The sequence below is a fragment of the Flavobacterium anhuiense genome, assembly GCF_050990855.1.
Taxonomy (GTDB): Bacteria; Bacteroidota; Bacteroidia; order Flavobacteriales; family Flavobacteriaceae; genus Flavobacterium; species Flavobacterium anhuiense_C.
In genome coordinates this window covers 1740196-1755673 of record NZ_CP158861.1, presented here as the reverse complement: position 1 = coordinate 1755673, position 15478 = coordinate 1740196, and the positions used below count along the sequence as shown (strand labels likewise).

The 15478-nt window shown below is 35.7% G+C and carries 17 protein-coding genes and 1 riboswitch; of the genes, 16 read left to right on the top strand and 1 reads right to left on the bottom strand.

The genetic code is table 11. The annotated features are described in order from the left end of the window. Positions 1-83: 83 nt before the first annotated feature. The 6 genes from ABTV69_RS07875 (at position 84) to tsf (ending at position 4765) form a co-directional block, all read left to right on the top strand. Positions 84-830 (top strand): ferritin-like domain-containing protein, encoded by a 747-nt coding sequence (locus ABTV69_RS07875; RefSeq protein ID WP_433835174.1) that lies wholly within the window; start codon positions 84-86, stop codon positions 828-830. Positions 831-855: 25 nt separating this feature from the next. Then, on the top strand, positions 856-1668 hold the full coding sequence (locus ABTV69_RS07870) for a ferritin-like domain-containing protein (protein ID WP_433835172.1): 813 nt from the start codon (positions 856-858) through the stop codon (positions 1666-1668). Between the two features lie 194 nt (positions 1669-1862). Then, the gene (rplM, locus tag ABTV69_RS07865; protein WP_095927953.1) at positions 1863-2318 is read left to right on the top strand and encodes a 50S ribosomal protein L13; all 456 of its coding nucleotides are present in this window, start codon (positions 1863-1865) and stop codon (positions 2316-2318) included. Then, on the top strand, positions 2318-2704 hold the full coding sequence (rpsI, locus tag ABTV69_RS07860; RefSeq protein ID WP_035645327.1) for a 30S ribosomal protein S9: 387 nt from the start codon (positions 2318-2320) through the stop codon (positions 2702-2704). The genes rplM and rpsI overlap by 1 nt, the downstream gene beginning before the upstream one ends. 188 nt (positions 2705-2892) lie before the next feature. Continuing rightward, complete coding sequence (rpsB, locus tag ABTV69_RS07855; protein WP_008466790.1) at positions 2893-3663, top strand: 30S ribosomal protein S2; 771 nt, start codon at positions 2893-2895, stop codon at positions 3661-3663. Between the two features lie 139 nt (positions 3664-3802). Further along, complete coding sequence (gene tsf, locus ABTV69_RS07850; protein WP_433835169.1) at positions 3803-4765, top strand: translation elongation factor Ts; 963 nt, start codon at positions 3803-3805, stop codon at positions 4763-4765. A 60-nt stretch (positions 4766-4825) separates the two neighbouring features. On the opposite strand, the gene ABTV69_RS07845 is transcribed toward tsf, so the two are convergent. Then, the gene (locus tag ABTV69_RS07845; RefSeq protein ID WP_433835167.1) at positions 4826-6889 is read right to left on the bottom strand and encodes a M3 family metallopeptidase; all 2064 of its coding nucleotides are present in this window, start codon (positions 6887-6889) and stop codon (positions 4826-4828) included. Positions 6890-7063: 174 nt separating this feature from the next. On the opposite strand from ABTV69_RS07845, the gene ABTV69_RS07840 reads away from it, so the two are divergent. The 10 genes from ABTV69_RS07840 to thiH all read left to right on the top strand — a co-directional run bounded on the left by ABTV69_RS07840 (position 7064) and on the right by thiH (position 15445). After that, positions 7064-7726 (top strand): queuosine precursor transporter, encoded by a 663-nt coding sequence (locus tag ABTV69_RS07840; protein ID WP_433835165.1) that lies wholly within the window; start codon positions 7064-7066, stop codon positions 7724-7726. Positions 7727-7743: 17 nt separating this feature from the next. Further along, positions 7744-8424, top strand: coding sequence for a hypothetical protein (locus ABTV69_RS07835; RefSeq protein WP_433835163.1), 681 nt, complete (start codon positions 7744-7746; stop codon positions 8422-8424). A 66-nt stretch (positions 8425-8490) separates the two neighbouring features. Continuing rightward, positions 8491-9051: a DNA-3-methyladenine glycosylase I gene (locus tag ABTV69_RS07830; protein ID WP_433835161.1), complete on the top strand. Its 561-nt coding sequence runs from the start codon at positions 8491-8493 to the stop codon at positions 9049-9051. Between the two features lie 123 nt (positions 9052-9174). After that, a riboswitch (TPP riboswitch) is annotated at positions 9175-9272 on the top strand. A 65-nt stretch (positions 9273-9337) separates the two neighbouring features. Next, a complete protein-coding gene (gene thiS / locus ABTV69_RS07825; protein ID WP_433835159.1) occupies positions 9338-9544 on the top strand; it encodes a sulfur carrier protein ThiS in 207 nt (68 codons plus the stop codon). 138 nt (positions 9545-9682) lie between these two features. Then, positions 9683-11503 (top strand): phosphomethylpyrimidine synthase ThiC, encoded by a 1821-nt coding sequence (gene thiC, locus ABTV69_RS07820; protein WP_433835157.1) that lies wholly within the window; start codon positions 9683-9685, stop codon positions 11501-11503. Positions 11504-11524: 21 nt separating this feature from the next. Next, the gene (locus ABTV69_RS07815; RefSeq protein WP_433835155.1) at positions 11525-12136 is read left to right on the top strand and encodes a thiamine phosphate synthase; all 612 of its coding nucleotides are present in this window, start codon (positions 11525-11527) and stop codon (positions 12134-12136) included. Beyond that, on the top strand, positions 12094-12834 hold the full coding sequence (locus ABTV69_RS07810) for a hydroxymethylpyrimidine/phosphomethylpyrimidine kinase (protein WP_433835153.1): 741 nt from the start codon (positions 12094-12096) through the stop codon (positions 12832-12834). Before ABTV69_RS07815 ends, ABTV69_RS07810 begins: the two co-directional genes overlap by 43 nt. After that, positions 12827-13465: a thiamine phosphate synthase gene (locus ABTV69_RS07805; RefSeq protein WP_433835149.1), complete on the top strand. Its 639-nt coding sequence runs from the start codon at positions 12827-12829 to the stop codon at positions 13463-13465. Before ABTV69_RS07810 ends, ABTV69_RS07805 begins: the two co-directional genes overlap by 8 nt. Then, positions 13446-14222 carry a thiazole synthase gene (locus tag ABTV69_RS07800; RefSeq protein ID WP_433835147.1) on the top strand — a complete coding sequence of 259 codons (777 nt, stop codon included), beginning with the start codon at positions 13446-13448 and terminating at the stop codon, positions 14220-14222. Before ABTV69_RS07805 ends, ABTV69_RS07800 begins: the two co-directional genes overlap by 20 nt. Before the next feature lie 95 nt (positions 14223-14317). Next, positions 14318-15445, top strand: a complete 1128-nt coding sequence (gene thiH / locus ABTV69_RS07795; RefSeq protein ID WP_433835145.1) for a 2-iminoacetate synthase ThiH — start codon at positions 14318-14320, stop codon at positions 15443-15445. Positions 15446-15478: the final 33 nt, after the last annotated feature.

The window sequence follows — 15478 nt, the reverse complement described above, 5'->3', positions numbered from 1 at the left end:
AAACCGCACTTCCTAAAATTTCGTTAATAACTAAATACCAATTAACTAAGAACCAATGTTGTTAACCTAATAAAAACTTGATTATGAAAAACGAAGTTAAAATTCATGAAGTTGACCCTTCATTGAATAGCAGAAGGAGCTTTCTTAAGCTCAGTGGATTAACATTAGTGACCACAGGTTTAGTTCTAGCTGGCTGCAGCGACAATGACAACGATAATGATATGCCAGACAATTCCTTACCTGGAATAAAAAATGGCGTTTTTGATTTAGGCTCTGGAGATTTTGGAGTATTGACTTATGCGTATGCTCTCGAACAACTAGAAGCTGACTTTTACACAAAAGTAGTAAATGCCAGTAGCTTCAATACTGTATTTAGCAGTCTTGAAAGAGAAGTTTTAACCGATTTATATCATCACGAAGTAGTTCATAGAGATTTCTTTAAAGCTGCTTTAACTGGAGCACTTCCAGATCCTAGTTCACAATTACTACCTTCTTTAGCGTTTAATTATGGCTCTTTAAATTTCAACAGCCGTACCGAAGTACTTGCCACTGCAAAAGCATTAGAAGACACTGGAGTAGCAGCCTACAATGGTGCAGGCAAACTGATTAAAACAGCAGATTATTTATTATTGGCAGGAAAAATTGTTTCTGTTGAAGCAAGACATGCGTCTGCCATCAGAAGCTTAATTAATCCGAATTCTAAAGATTTTGCTGGAGACGATATTGTAAATATGACTACAGGTTTAGACGATGCAAAAGATCCTTCTAAAATCCTGCCAATCGCTGCCAATTTTATAACCACAAAATTCACAGCTAAATACTTACCTTAATCTTAACCGCTAAAACGTAGAAATTATGAACATTTTAAAATTTATAGAATCCTTTACTGATGACAATTTGATAAACAATAAAGGTACACGAAGAGACAGTTTTACTCAGTTCGGGAATATTGGAAAGAATTTAGCTCTAGCCTCAATCCCATTCGGATTATCAGCTCTAACTAATAAAGCTTTCGCAAAAGACATTACAGCAACGCCTGCAACTCCAATTGGGGCTTTGCAATTTGCTTTAACCTTAGAATATCTTGAAAACGAATTTTACGCCATGGCATTAGATTCAGGGGTAATTCCTGCTTCTGAAAACGGCGGAAGAGATTTAAAAGTTTTTCAACAAATCGCAGCACACGAATCTGATCACGTGAAATTTCTAATTGCAGGATTAGGCGGAACTGCCAGCGCCAACTTTGTTCCAAAACCAACTTTTGACTTTACAGTTGGAGGCGCTTTTAATCCTTTTGGAGATTATCCAACCTTTTTAGCTTTGGCACAAGCCTTTGAAGATACAGGAGTTAGAGCGTATAAAGGACAAGCTGCAAACTTAATTACCACACCAGACCTATTAACTGCTGCATTACAAATTCATTCTGTTGAAGCGCGTCACGCCTCCGAAGTAAGAAGATTACGAGGTTTAAAAGGATGGATTTCAAATTCGGAAAGAGGTGCAGGTATGCCGGCTGCTACCCAAGCCGTTTACGATGGCGAAGGTGTTACGATGCAAGCAGGCTTTAATACCGCAACTGCTTTTGGAGCCGCTGCAGGTTCAGAGGCTTATGATGAGCCACTTACCACACAACAAGTAGTTGATATTGCCAATATATTTATCGTATAAGCGATTTTTCTTCTAAATATTTAACCGTCTTTACTTTATTGCAGAGACGGTTTTTTTATTCCTTAAACAATTAAAAAACTGAAGCCCTGATTTTCAGCAGATAAAATATTCTTTCAGGTATTTGGTTTTAAAATAATTAATTGTACTTTTGCATCCCCTTTATTGGGGATGGAATGTTTAATTAAAATAATATTATGGACGCATTAAGCTACAAAACGGTTTCAGCAAGTAAAGCCACTGTAACTAAAGAGTGGATTGTTGTTGACGCTGAAGGTCATAACTTAGGACGTCTTGCTTCTAAAGTTGCTATGATTTTAAGAGGTAAGTACAAACCAAGTTACACACCGCACGTTGACTGTGGAGATAACGTAATTGTTATCAACTCAGAAAAAATTAACCTTACAGGTACAAAATTGAATGACAAAATTTACATGCGTCATACAGGTTACCCAGGAGGACAAAGAACTTTAACTGCTAAAGTATTGCAAGCTAAAAACCCTGCATTATTAGTAGAAAAAGCTGTAAAAGGTATGTTACCTAAAAACAAATTAGGAGCTGAACTTTTTAGAAATCTAAATGTTGTTGTAGGATCTGAGCACACTCACGGAGCTCAAAAACCTAGAACTGTTAACCTAAATGATCTTAAGTAATGGGAGTTATTCACAAAATCGGTAGAAGAAAAACCGCTGTTGCACGTGTTTACGTTTCTGAAGGAACTGGAAACATCACTGTAAACAAAAAAGAATTCGCAACTTACTTTCCAACTGCAACTTTACAGTACAAAGTGTTACAGCCGCTTTCTATGACAGAAAACGCTGGTAACTTTGACGTAAAAGTGAATGTTTACGGAGGTGGTACAACTGGTCAGGCAGAAGCTGTTAGAATGGCATTAGCACGCGTAATGTGTGAAGTTAACGCTGAAAACAGAGGAATCCTTAAACCAGAAGGTTTATTAACAAGAGACCCTAGAATGGTTGAACGTAAGAAATTCGGTCAGAAGAAAGCTCGTAAGAGATTCCAATTCTCTAAACGTTAATATTACCTGTCTTGTTCAGATGGGACAAGACATTATCAATTATTTATTGAAATTAAAAAACACAGTTATTGTTGCTCTCCTACCGAGGTAGGATATAGTTTAGCATCTAAATGGGTTATAAGTCTGAAAGTCGAAAGCCTTAAAGTCACAACACATTGCTAATCAACAGAACGTAAACTAGTACAAAAATGGCAAACAAAATAGAAGTAAAAGAATTACTAGAAGCAGGTGTTCACTTCGGACACATGACTAGAAAATGGGATCCAAACATGGCTCCTTACATTTATATGGAGCGTAATGGTATTCACATTATCAATCTATATAAAACTGCAGCTAAAATTGAAGAAGCTAACGAAGCTTTGAAAAAAATCGCTGCATCAGGTAGAAAAATTTTATTCGTAGCTACCAAAAAACAAGCAAAAGACATCGTTGCTGATAAAGCAAAAGCTGCAAACATGCCTTACATCACTGAAAGATGGCCAGGTGGAATGTTAACTAACTTCGTTACTATCAGAAAGGCAGTTAAAAAAATGTCTTCTATCGATAAAATGAAGAAAGATGGTACATTCAACACGTTATCTAAAAAAGAGCGTTTGCAAGTTGATCGTCTACGTGCTAAATTGGAGAAAAACTTAGGTTCAATTGCTGATATGTCTAGACTACCTGCAGCATTGTTCGTAGTAGATATCAAAGCTGAACACATCGCAATAAAAGAAGCTCAAAAATTAAACATTCCAGTTTTCGCAATGGTTGATACGAATTCTGACCCAAGAGAGGTTGATTACGTGATTCCTGCAAATGATGATGCTTCTAAATCAATTGACAAAATTTTATCTTTAGTGACTACTGCAGTAATCGAAGGTCTTTCTGACAGAGGTGCTGAGAAAGAAGTTGAAGCTGCTGAAGAAGCTCCTGCTGTTGAAGCTGAAGCTGCTCCTGCAACTGAAACTGAAGAATAAATCAAATTTTAAATTCCAAATTTTAAATTCCAAATTCCAAAATAAAAAATTAAAAACGTTATGTTGATAATTTAATAAAATTGGAGTTTGGGATTTAGAAGATGGAATTTTTACTTTTAACATTAAAATTCAAAATATTATGGCAACAATTACTGCTGCAGACGTAAATAAATTAAGACAATCTACAGGTGCCGGAATGATGGACTGTAAAAAAGCTTTAGTTGAAGCTGAAGGAGATTTCGATAAAGCGATCCAAATCCTTAGAGAAAAAGGACAAAAAGTTGCTGCTAACCGTTCTGACCGTGAGTCTTCTGAAGGAGCTGCTGTTTCTTTTATCAATGCTGACAACACTAAAGGAGCTATCATCACTTTAAACTGCGAAACTGACTTCGTAGGTAAAAATGAGGCTTTCGTTACTTTAGCTAAAGATTTAGTTGAAAGAGCTATCAATTTCTCTTCTAAAGAAGAATTACTAGCTTCTGATTTCAACGGAATTACCGTTGCAGAGAAATTAATCGAGCAAACTGGTGTTATCGGTGAAAAAATCGAAATCGGTGGTTTCGAAATTTTAGAAGGTGCTTACGTTGGATCTTATGTTCACGTTAATAAAATTGCTGCTTTAACTGCAATTTCTGCTCCAGTTGCTAACGCTGAAGCGTTAACAAAAGATATTTCTATGCAAGTTGCTTCTATGGGTGCTGACACATTATCTTACAAAGATTTTGATCCAGCTTTCGTTGAATCTGAACTTGCAGCTCGTATTGCTGTAATCGAAAAAGACAATGAAGAAGCAAAACGTTTAGGAAAAACTTTAAAAAATGTTCCTAAATACATCTCTTTCTCTCAATTAACTCCAGAAGTTATCAAACAAGCTGAAGAAGATGCTAAAGCTGAATTAAAAGCTGAAGGAAAACCAGAGCAAATCTGGGACAAAATTCTTCCAGGAAAAGTTCAACGTTTTATCTCTGATAACACAACTTTAGACCAAGAAAAAGCGTTATTAGACCAAAACTTCATCAAAGATGACAGTAAAAAAGTAGGCGATTACGTTAAAGGATTCAACGTTGAAATCACAGGTTTCAAAAGAGTTACTTTAGGTTAATATATTATTTTTTCAATATTAAAAAGCCCGAATATTTAGTTATTCGGGCTTTTTTATTCTTTAACTTTCAACAGGAAAATTTCTTGCTCGCATCAGCGCATCTGATTGCGGTGCATGTCCTCTGAAATTCTCATACATTACTTCATTATCAATCGTATTTCCTACGCTTAAAACCGTTTTATAAAGGCGTTCAGAAATATTTTTATCAAATGGACCTCCAGCTTCAAGAAAAGCTTCATAAGCATCTGCATTGATCACATCTGCCCATAAATAGCTGTAATACCCCGCAGCATATCCATCACTTGAAAAAATATGAGCAAATTGCGGAATTCTGTGTCGCATTACAATTTCTGATGGCATATTAATTTCGCTTAAAACTTTCCTTTCAAAAGCATGCGGATCAATTATGTCAGTTGTCAAATGCAATTTCATATCAACAAAAGAACTTGAAATTGTTTCTACTGTTGCAAAACCTTCATTAAAATTGGCCGCTTTTCCTATTCTATCTACCAATGATGGAGACAAAGGTTCGTTTGTTTTATAATGAAGTGCAAACTTATTTAAAACCTCTGGAATTGCCAGCCAATGCTCTAACAACTGCGAAGGGAATTCAACATAATCTCTAGCCACCGAAGTTCCAGAAAGACTCGGATAAGTCACATTAGAACATAATCCGTGTAGAGCGTGACCAAACTCATGAAACAAAGTTGTCGCATCATCCCACGAAATTAAAACCGGTTCATCACTATTTCCTTTAATAAAATTGCAATTATTTGATACAATAGGAAGCACATTTTCTTTTATTTTTTGCTGCTCTCTATGTGAGTTCATCCAAGCTCCAGAACGCTTTCCTACACGCGCATAGGGATCAAAATACCACAAACCAATTGGTGTGCCTGTATTTTTATTATTCACCTCCCAAACGCGAACATCAGAATGATACACTGGAACATCAAATAATTGTTTGAAACCTAAATCAAACAATTCACCCGCCGTCCAGAACATTCCTTCACGTAAATTTTCCAGTTGCAAATACTGTTTAATTTCATTCTGATCTAAATCGTATTTTGCTTTACGCACTTTTTCAGCATAAAAACGATAATCCCAAGGCTGAATTCTAAAATCTCCCCCTTCATTATTTACCGTTTCCTGCATGGCCGCAACATCATTTTTGACTTTTTCTACAGCAGGCTTCCATACAGAATGCATCAAATCAAGCGTTTTCTGCGGATCTTTCGCCATTTTATTAGACAAACTCCACTCTGCAAAATTGGCAAAACCTAAAATAGCAGCCTTTTCTGCTCTTAATTTCAAAATAGAAACAAGAGTTTCATTGGTGTCATTTTCATTCTGATTATCGCCTCGTTTTACAAAAATCTCAAAGGCTTCTTCTCTTAAATTTCTTTTATTAGAAAAAGTTAAAAATGGCTCTATGGAAGATCTTGTGTTTCCAATACATCCAAGAACACTCAGATTTCTTTCTTTTGCTTCAGCTATAGCGGCATTTTTGAATTCTTCAGGCAAACCATCAAAATCACCTTCTGTTTTTAATTCTATATACTGATCATTTTCTTCTGCCAGCAATTTTTGACTAAAAGCGGTAAAAAGTCCCGCTAATTCCTGGTTTATCTTCGCAACTTTTGCCTTATCTTGTTCGTTAAGCTCTGCTCCTTCTCTAACAAAATCAGTGTAATACAACCAAAGCAAACGTTGTTGCTCCTTTGTCAGATTTTCTTTTTCTTCCGATTTGTACAAAGCTTCAATTCGAGAAAACAATTTCTCATTTTGATAAAGCTTATCGCTAATCTCTGCCAATTTTGGCGACATTTCCGTATCTACGACATTAAATTCTGGAGTACTCAAATTAGATCTGTAAATTCCATAAACGGCATAAATTCGATCCATTTTTTTGCCCGAAAGCTCCAAAGCTTTGACTGTATTTTCAAAAGTCGGTTTTGCACCGTTATTTGAAATTGCTTCTATTTCTTCTAACTTTTCCTGAATAGCAAATTCTATAGCAGGTTTGAAATCTGAAACTTTATATGCATTAAAATCCGGAACTCCTCCATAAGGACCTGTCCAGTCTTTTAACAATGGATTATCTAATTCTATTGGTGTTTTCATAATAAATACATTAATTAATTCTGCGCAAAATCCTTTTAACAAAAAAATGGAACAGAATCTCAAAATTAACCAATCGAAAGCAAACTTCATATTCTAACAGATTATAAAAATTAATCCGTCCCTAAGATTTAAACAGAAATAGTTTATTTTTGAAATATCAATACCAAAAATCAAATGTTTAGAACCAGAAGAGAAATTGTTTTTGTAATTTTATCAGGAATATTTATCACCAATGCCGTTGTGGCTGAGTTAATTGGGGGAAAGTTAATTCAAGTTGGACCTTTTGTAATGAGCATAGGTATTTTGCCTTGGCCAATTGTATTTTTAACTACCGATTTGATTAACGATCATTTTGGAGAAAAAGGAGTAAAAAAACTTTCTTTTATAACAGCGTGTTTGATTGCTTATGCTTTTTTAATACTCTTTATGGCCATTACTATTCCGGCTGCAAAAGGAATAAGTCCTGTAAACGACGATCAGTTTCAGGCGGTTTTTGGACAGAGCATGTGGATTATCGTGGGAAGTTTAATAGCATTTATGGCTTCTCAGCTTATTGATGTTTGGATATTTTGGTTTTTTAAAAATAGAACTGGCGAAAAGAAAATATGGCTGAGAGCGACTGGCTCTACTGTAATTTCGCAATTATTTGATTCATTTATTGTTTTAGGAATTGCTTTTTGGCTTCCTGGAAAAATTGATTTTGACACCTTTATATCTTCAGGATTAATAGGATACACATTCAAACTAGCAATAGCTATTTTATTAACGCCAGCAATTTATTTAGGTCATTATCTGATTAAAAAATATTTAGACGAAGACCCTGCACATAAAGAATAAAAACAAAATTTTAGGTCATGAAAAAAAATTATCTTCTCGTTTTATTCTCTGTTACCTATTTCTTTTTCAGCTGTGGCAATGAAGAAAAAAAACAGCCCAAAAAAATCATTCAGTCTGTCAATAAGTTGACACCAGCTTCCGTGAAGATACCGCGCAAAGTTTCTTCAAAAACCATTACTGCTTCAAAAGAATTTGCTTCACAAAAAACGGTTGTCCAAAAAAATCCTTTTGAGGTTAAAAATCCGATAACGATCAATACTTTAAGTCCCAACTTACCCACCCATACCCCAAGTCCGTCCGTTTCCATAAAAAAACAAGCAAACGAGGAGTTATTGAATTTTGTTAATGTTCGTAAAATACTAGATAAATGCAAATTGGGCCAAACGATGACTCAAAAACAGCTAACAGAACATTTTGAAATACCAGAAGAAGCTGTAAAATTAGTAAAAAGTGTAACCAAAACAGCCGAAAATGAACTGGCCGTAAAATGGCAGTCGACTTGGTTTGTTGAAAAAGTTTCTGATGCCGAACTTGAAGATGGCAAAATGAAAGTAGTCTTTAAAGCCAATAAAATGTACACTTCTGGTAATGCGATCGGCATAAAATACAACAGAAAAATCTACACCAATTTAGTTATTGTTGGACGTTCAGCTTATATTCCAAGCGTAAAAGGATATAGCTGGCAGATTGGAAGATAATAATAACCATAAATTTATAAAACCTCAAATCAAACTGTAAGAGTTTTTTATTCTTGAAAGAAATAAATGGAACCAATAAGATGCAGCTGGTGCACTTCCAGCGATATATACAAAAAATATCATGACGAAGAATGGGGTGTTCCTGTTTATGACGACCCGACTTTATTCGAATTTTTAATTCTAGAAACCTTTCAAGCAGGACTAAGCTGGATTACGATTTTAAATAAAAGAGAAAATTTTAGAGCCGCTTTTGATCACTTCGATTACAAAAAAATAGCCAATTATTCCGAAGATAAAATCGAAGAATTAATGCAGAATACTGGAATTATTCGAAATAAACTAAAAATTAAAGCTGCCGTTTCTAATGCTCAAGCTTTTATGAAAGTGCAAGAAGAATTTGGAACTTTCTCTGATTATATTTGGAAATATACGGATGGAAAACCAATCATAAACAATTTAAAAAATTCAAAAGATGCTCCCGCAACTACTCCACTTTCAGATGAAATCAGTAAAGATTTAAAGAAAAGAGGATTTAAATTTGTTGGTTCAACCGTTATTTACGCACACATGCAAGCCACCGGAATGGTCAATGATCATACGGAAGATTGCTGGACGAGAACAAAATAAAAAATTGTTTCAAGTTTCAAGTTTCAAGTTATATTGCAACCGTAATAAGCACAAAAAAAGATGCTCTACAAACAACTTGAAACCTAAAACTTGAAACTTTAAACAAAAATTACATATATTTGCTTCACACTTTAGGGGTGTCTACAAAGTTGTAGGCTGAGATTTTACCCTCTGAACCTGATCTAGTTCATACTAGCGTAGGGAAAAGTAAGATGACTTCTGCACGCATTTTAATGCGTTCTTGTAGCCATTCCTAAGGTGTATCTATACACTAAACTCAAAAGGAATGGAACTTAAAATCAATCAACAAACCAAAAAATTCAATGCTGAATCGCTAAGCGTTCAATCATTGCTCGATCTCGAAATTCCGCAAAAACAAAACGGAATCGCCGTTGCTGTCAACAATACCGTTGTTCCAAAAACCAAATGGAACGAATATCTCCTACACGAAACTGATGATATTTTGATTATTTCTGCCACTCAAGGCGGTTAAATTTCAATATTGAAATTCCAAATTCCAATTTTCATACTGTACGTTAGACGCACTGCGGTGCGTCTCAACGGGAAAACTTTGAAAAAAATAAACACGATTAGAATCAACTTGAAACCTGAAACTTGAAACAAAAATATTATGAAAGAAGAACAAATATCCAGAACCCCGTTTCCGAATTCTAAAAAAGTATATATCGATGGAGAAATTCATCCGATCAAAGTAGCGATGCGCGAAATTGCATTAAGCGACACCAAACTTTCCAATGGCGGAATTGAGAAAAATCCACCTGTAACTGTTTACGATACTTCGGGTGCTTACACAGATCCGAACATTGAAATTGATATTAGAAAAGGATTGCCACGCTTACGCGAAAGTTGGATTCTTGACCGAAATGATGTTGAAATTCTTGACGAAATCACTTCAGATTATGGACAAAGCCGATTAAAAGATGAAAGCTTGAATCATCTTCGTTTTGAGTATTTGCATCAGCCAAAACGTGCTAAAAAAGGCGCAAACGTTACACAATTATATTACGCCAAACAAGGAATCATTACTCCTGAAATGGAATATATCGCGATTCGTGAAAACCAGCGTATCGAGCTATTAAACGAGCAAACCAAAGCCATGCAATGCCAACACGGCGGAAACAGCTTTGGTGCAAACACTCCAAAAAATAAAATCACTCCAGAGTTCGTTCGTTCTGAGGTTGCTTGCGGAAGAGCAATTATTCCAAACAACATCAATCACCCAGAAAGCGAACCGATGATTGTTGGTCGTAATTTCTTGGTAAAAATCAATGCCAATATCGGAAACAGCGCTGTGACTTCAAGCATTGAAGAAGAAGTTGAAAAAGCGGTTTGGGCTTGCCGTTGGGGAGCTGATACGATTATGGACTTATCTACAGGAAAAAACATTCACGAAACTAGAGAATGGATTATCCGTAACTCTCCTGTTCCAATCGGGACCGTTCCAATTTACCAAGCATTAGAAAAAGTAAAAGGAATTGCCGAAGATTTAACTTGGGAAATTTTCCGTGATACGTTGATTGAGCAGGCAGAACAAGGTGTTTCTTATTTTACGATTCACGCTGGAGTTTTGCTTCGTTATATTCATTTAACCGCAAATCGAGTTACGGGAATTGTTTCTCGAGGTGGATCGATTATGGCAAAATGGTGTTTGTTTCATCATAAAGAAAACTTTTTGTACACACATTTTGAAGAAATCTGCGAAATCATGAAACAATACGATGTCGCTTTTTCTCTTGGAGATGGTTTGCGTCCGGGTTCGATTGCGGATGCCAATGATGCCGCACAATTTGCCGAATTAAAAACTTTGGGCGAACTGACAAAAATTGCTTGGAAACATGATGTTCAAGTTTTCATTGAAGGCCCAGGTCACGTACCAATGCACATGATTAAAGAAAACATGGACAAACAATTAGAACATTGCCATGAAGCTCCGTTTTATACTTTAGGTCCGTTAACTACTGATATTGCACCGGGTTACGATCATATTACTTCTGCTATTGGTGCCGCTATGATTGGCTGGTACGGTTGCGCGATGTTATGCTATGTTACGCCAAAAGAACACCTTGGTTTACCAAACAAAAAAGACGTAAAAGACGGCGTAATCACGTATAAAATTTCTGCTCATGCTGCCGATTTGGCCAAAGGTCATCCGGGAGCGCAATATCGTGATAATGCGTTGAGTAAAGCACGCTTTGAATTCCGTTGGGAAGATCAGTTTAATTTGGCTTTAGATCCAGATACCGCGAGAGAATTCCACGATGAAACACTTCCTGCCGATGGTGCAAAAGTGGCGCATTTCTGTTCGATGTGTGGACCAAAATTCTGCTCTATGAAAATATCTCAGGAAATCAGAGATGTTGCTGCGGCAGAAAAAGGAATGCAAGAGAAATCAGAGGAATTTATTGAACAGGGGAAAGAGATTTACATCTAGAGAAAAGAAGCAAGAAGAAAGATGATACTTATTACGAATCCTTTTTTTGTTGAAGATGAAATAGACATCCTTCATTCTTTCTTGGAAGAAGGATTGCCTTTGCTTCATGTTCGGAAACCTGATTTTTCTGAGTTGGAAATGGCACAGTTTATCGATCAAATCAAATTGGAATTTCGAGCAAATTTGGTTTTGCATAATCATCACCATTTAGCGGAGGATTTTGGTATTGAAAGATTTCATTTTTCTGAAAAAGAAAGAAATAATCTAGTTCAATCTCCTGCAAGGTTTTCAAAACCTTGTAGGTATAAATCAACGTCAACACATTCGATAAGCGATTTCAATTCTCTATCAACTGAATTTAATTACGCGTTTTTAAGCCCTGTTTTTAAAAGCATTTCTAAAGAAAATTATCATCCTGAAAAAGATCTTTTCAAAGAAATAAAATCACGAAAAAATCATCAAACAAAAATGGTTGCTTTGGGCGGAATTGATTCTGAAAATATTCAAAAAGTCTTAGAAAAAGGCTTTGACGATGTCGCGCTTTTAGGAAGTATTTGGAAGAATGAAAATCCATTAAAACAATTTAAATTATGTCAACAGATCGCCCTTTCGTACTTACAATCGCAGGTTTAGATCCATCTGGAGGAGCTGGAATTTTGGCTGATATCAAGACATTTGAACAGCATAAAATAACTGGTTTTGCAATTTCGACAGCGAATACAATCCAGACTGAAAATCAGTTTTATGAGATTCAGTGGACTGATTTGAGTTTTGTAATTCGTTCTATTGAAACGCTGTTTTTGAATTATAAAATCAGCGTAGTAAAAATTGGCATCCTGTCTTCTTTATATGATTTAAATCGAATTGTTTCAACTATAAAACTGCTTTCTCCATCAACGAAAATTGTTTGGGATCCCGTTTTGAAATCGACAACAAAATTTGAATTTCTGAATATTGAAAGTCGTCTCGATTTAAATAAAACACTTTCAAAAATCGATTTGATTACACCCAATTATCATGAAGCCGAAATCCTATTTCCTGATTTCACTTCTAATGAAAACGAATTTTCAACGAATATTTTATTGAAAGGCGGGCATAACGAAAAAGCTTTAGGAACAGATCGTTTATTTCTAAAAGATGAAGTTGAAGAATTGCTTCCAACAGAAAAAAAATGTTTTGAAAAACACGGTTCAGGCTGTGTGCTTTCTTCTGCAATTGCTTCCAATTTGGCTTTAAATCAAACGCTAAAAGAGGCCTGTAAAAATGCTAAAATCTATATCGAAAATTACCTGAGTTCAACATCAACTTTAATCGGATATCATTATGTATAGTAAACTTCAATATATCTCGCAAGGCGAAAACATTGAAAAGCAGTTGTACAATATTCACCAATCTCTAGATTCTGGCTGTAATTGGGTACAAATGCGTTTTAAAAATCAAACACCAAAAGACGCTTTTACTTTAGCGGAAGCAATAAAACCTTTATGCGAAAAGTACAACGCTAATTTTATCATAAACGACGATTTACATCTTGCCAAAGAAATAGATGCAGACGGCGTTCATCTAGGTTTAACAGATACCAAAATCGATGAAGCGAGAGCTTTTTTAGGCGTTTCAAAAGTCATTGGAGGAACTGCCAATACTTTTGAAGACATTCAAAATCATGTTAAAAACGGCTGTAATTATATCGGATTAGGTCCTTTTCGCTTCACTGCTACAAAAGAAAAATTAAGCCCGATTTTAGGATTATCGGGCTATTTTGATATTCTTCAGAAATTGAAAAAAAATAAAATAGAAATCCCTGTTTATGCTATTGGAGGCATTACGTTGCGAGATGTGAGTCCGCTGATGGAAACTGGAATTCACGGAATTGCCGTTTCTGGAATCATTACCGAAAGTGATGAGAAAGAAAAATTGATTCAACAACTAAACGAAAAATTATATGCAAACATCACTGTTTAATATAGGAGATAAAACCTTTAAATCCCGTTTGTTTTTGGGAACAGGAAAATTTGGTTCAAATGAAGAAATGGAGAGCGCCATTTTAGCTTCAGAAAGCGAATTGGTAACCGTTGCCTTAAAACGCATCGATCTAGAAACCGATACTGATGCTATTTTATCGCACTTAAAACACCCGAACATCAATTTATTACCCAATACATCTGGAGCACGAAATGCCAAAGAAGCGGTTTTTGCCGCCCAATTGACTCGTGAAGCATTGGAAACGAATTGGGTAAAACTGGAAATTCATCCAGATCCGAAATATTTAATGCCGGATCCAATTGAAACTTTAAAAGCTACTGAAGAACTAGCTAAACTTGGTTTCATAGTGCTTCCGTACATCCACGCCGATCCTGTTTTGTGCAAACATTTAGAAAGCGCTGGAACTTCGGCTGTAATGCCTTTAGGTTCACCAATTGGAAGTAATAAAGGTCTAAAAACGATTGATTTCTTAGAAATTATTATCGAACAAAGCACTGTTCCAGTTATCATCGATGCGGGAATTGGAGCGCCTTCTGATGCTGCAAAAGCTATGGAAATTGGTGCTGATGCTGTTTTGGTGAATACTGCGATTGCTGTCGCTGGAAATCCAAGTTTAATGGCTGAGGCATTTAAGGAAGCGGTAATTGCCGGGAGAAAAGCTTTTGAGGCTAAAGTTGCGAATCAACAAAATTATGCTTCGGCTTCTAGTCCTTTCACTTCTTTTCTTTATGAATAATTTTTTTCAACCGCAAAGTTCGCAAAGACAAGCGCCAAGAACGCAAAGCTTTGCGAACCTTGCGTAAACCTTTGCGCTCTTTGCGGTTAAACATCATGAAAACATTCAAATCTATTTTTGAGCAATATAATTGGGACGAAATCCAATCTAAAATATACAAAACCACATCCAAAGATGTCGAACGAACTTTGACCAAAACCAAATACAATCTCGATGATTTTTTGATTTTGATCTCTCCTATTGCGCAAAATTATTTAGAACAAATGGCGCAAAAATGCCATGAAATCACCAAAAAACGTTTTGGTAAAACGATCCAAATGTATGCTCCCTTATATCTGAGCAACGAATGCCAAAACATTTGCACCTATTGCGGCTTTAGTTTAGACAATAAAATCAAAAGAAAAACACTAACCGATGCCGAGATAAAACTAGAAGTGGAAGCTTTAAAAAATACTGGCTTTGATCATGTTTTATTGGTTACTGGCGAGGCAAATTATACCGTAAACATCAATTATTTTCTGAATGCGATCAACTTAATCAAAGAAGAATTTTCGATTATTTCTGTTGAAGTGCAGCCGCTTTCGACAGAAGATTATGAGCGTTTGCATGATGCTGGAGTATACTCTGTTTTGGTTTATCAAGAAACGTATCATCAAGAAGTTTATAAAAAGTATCATACCAAAGGCAAGAAATCAAATTTCGAATATCGATTGGAAACTCCTGACCGAATTGGAACTGCTGGCATTCATAAAATTGGTTTGGGCGTTTTATTAGGTTTGGAAGATTGGCGAACGGATAGTTTTTTCAACGCTTTGCATTTAGATTATTTGCAAAAGAAATATTGGCAGACTAAATACTCGGTTTCTTTTCCGCGTCTTCGTCCTGCTGAAGGTATTATCGAACCGAATTTCATTATGGATGATAAAGATTTGACACAGTTAATTTGCGCGTACAGATTGTGGAATGAAGATTTAGAAATTTCTATTTCAACAAGGGAAAATGAAAAATTTAGAAACAATATTATTCCGATTGGCGTGACAAGTATGAGCGCGGGTTCTAAAACCAATCCAGGTGGTTATGTTGTCGATCCACAATCGTTAGAACAATTTGAAATCAGCGATGAACGCTCTGCCGAAGAAATTTCAAAAATCATAAAAAATGCAGGCTACGAACCAGTTTGGAAAGATTGGGACCGAAGTTTTATTTCAAATTTTAGATTGTAGATTTCAGATTTTCAATCGCAATTCACCAATCTA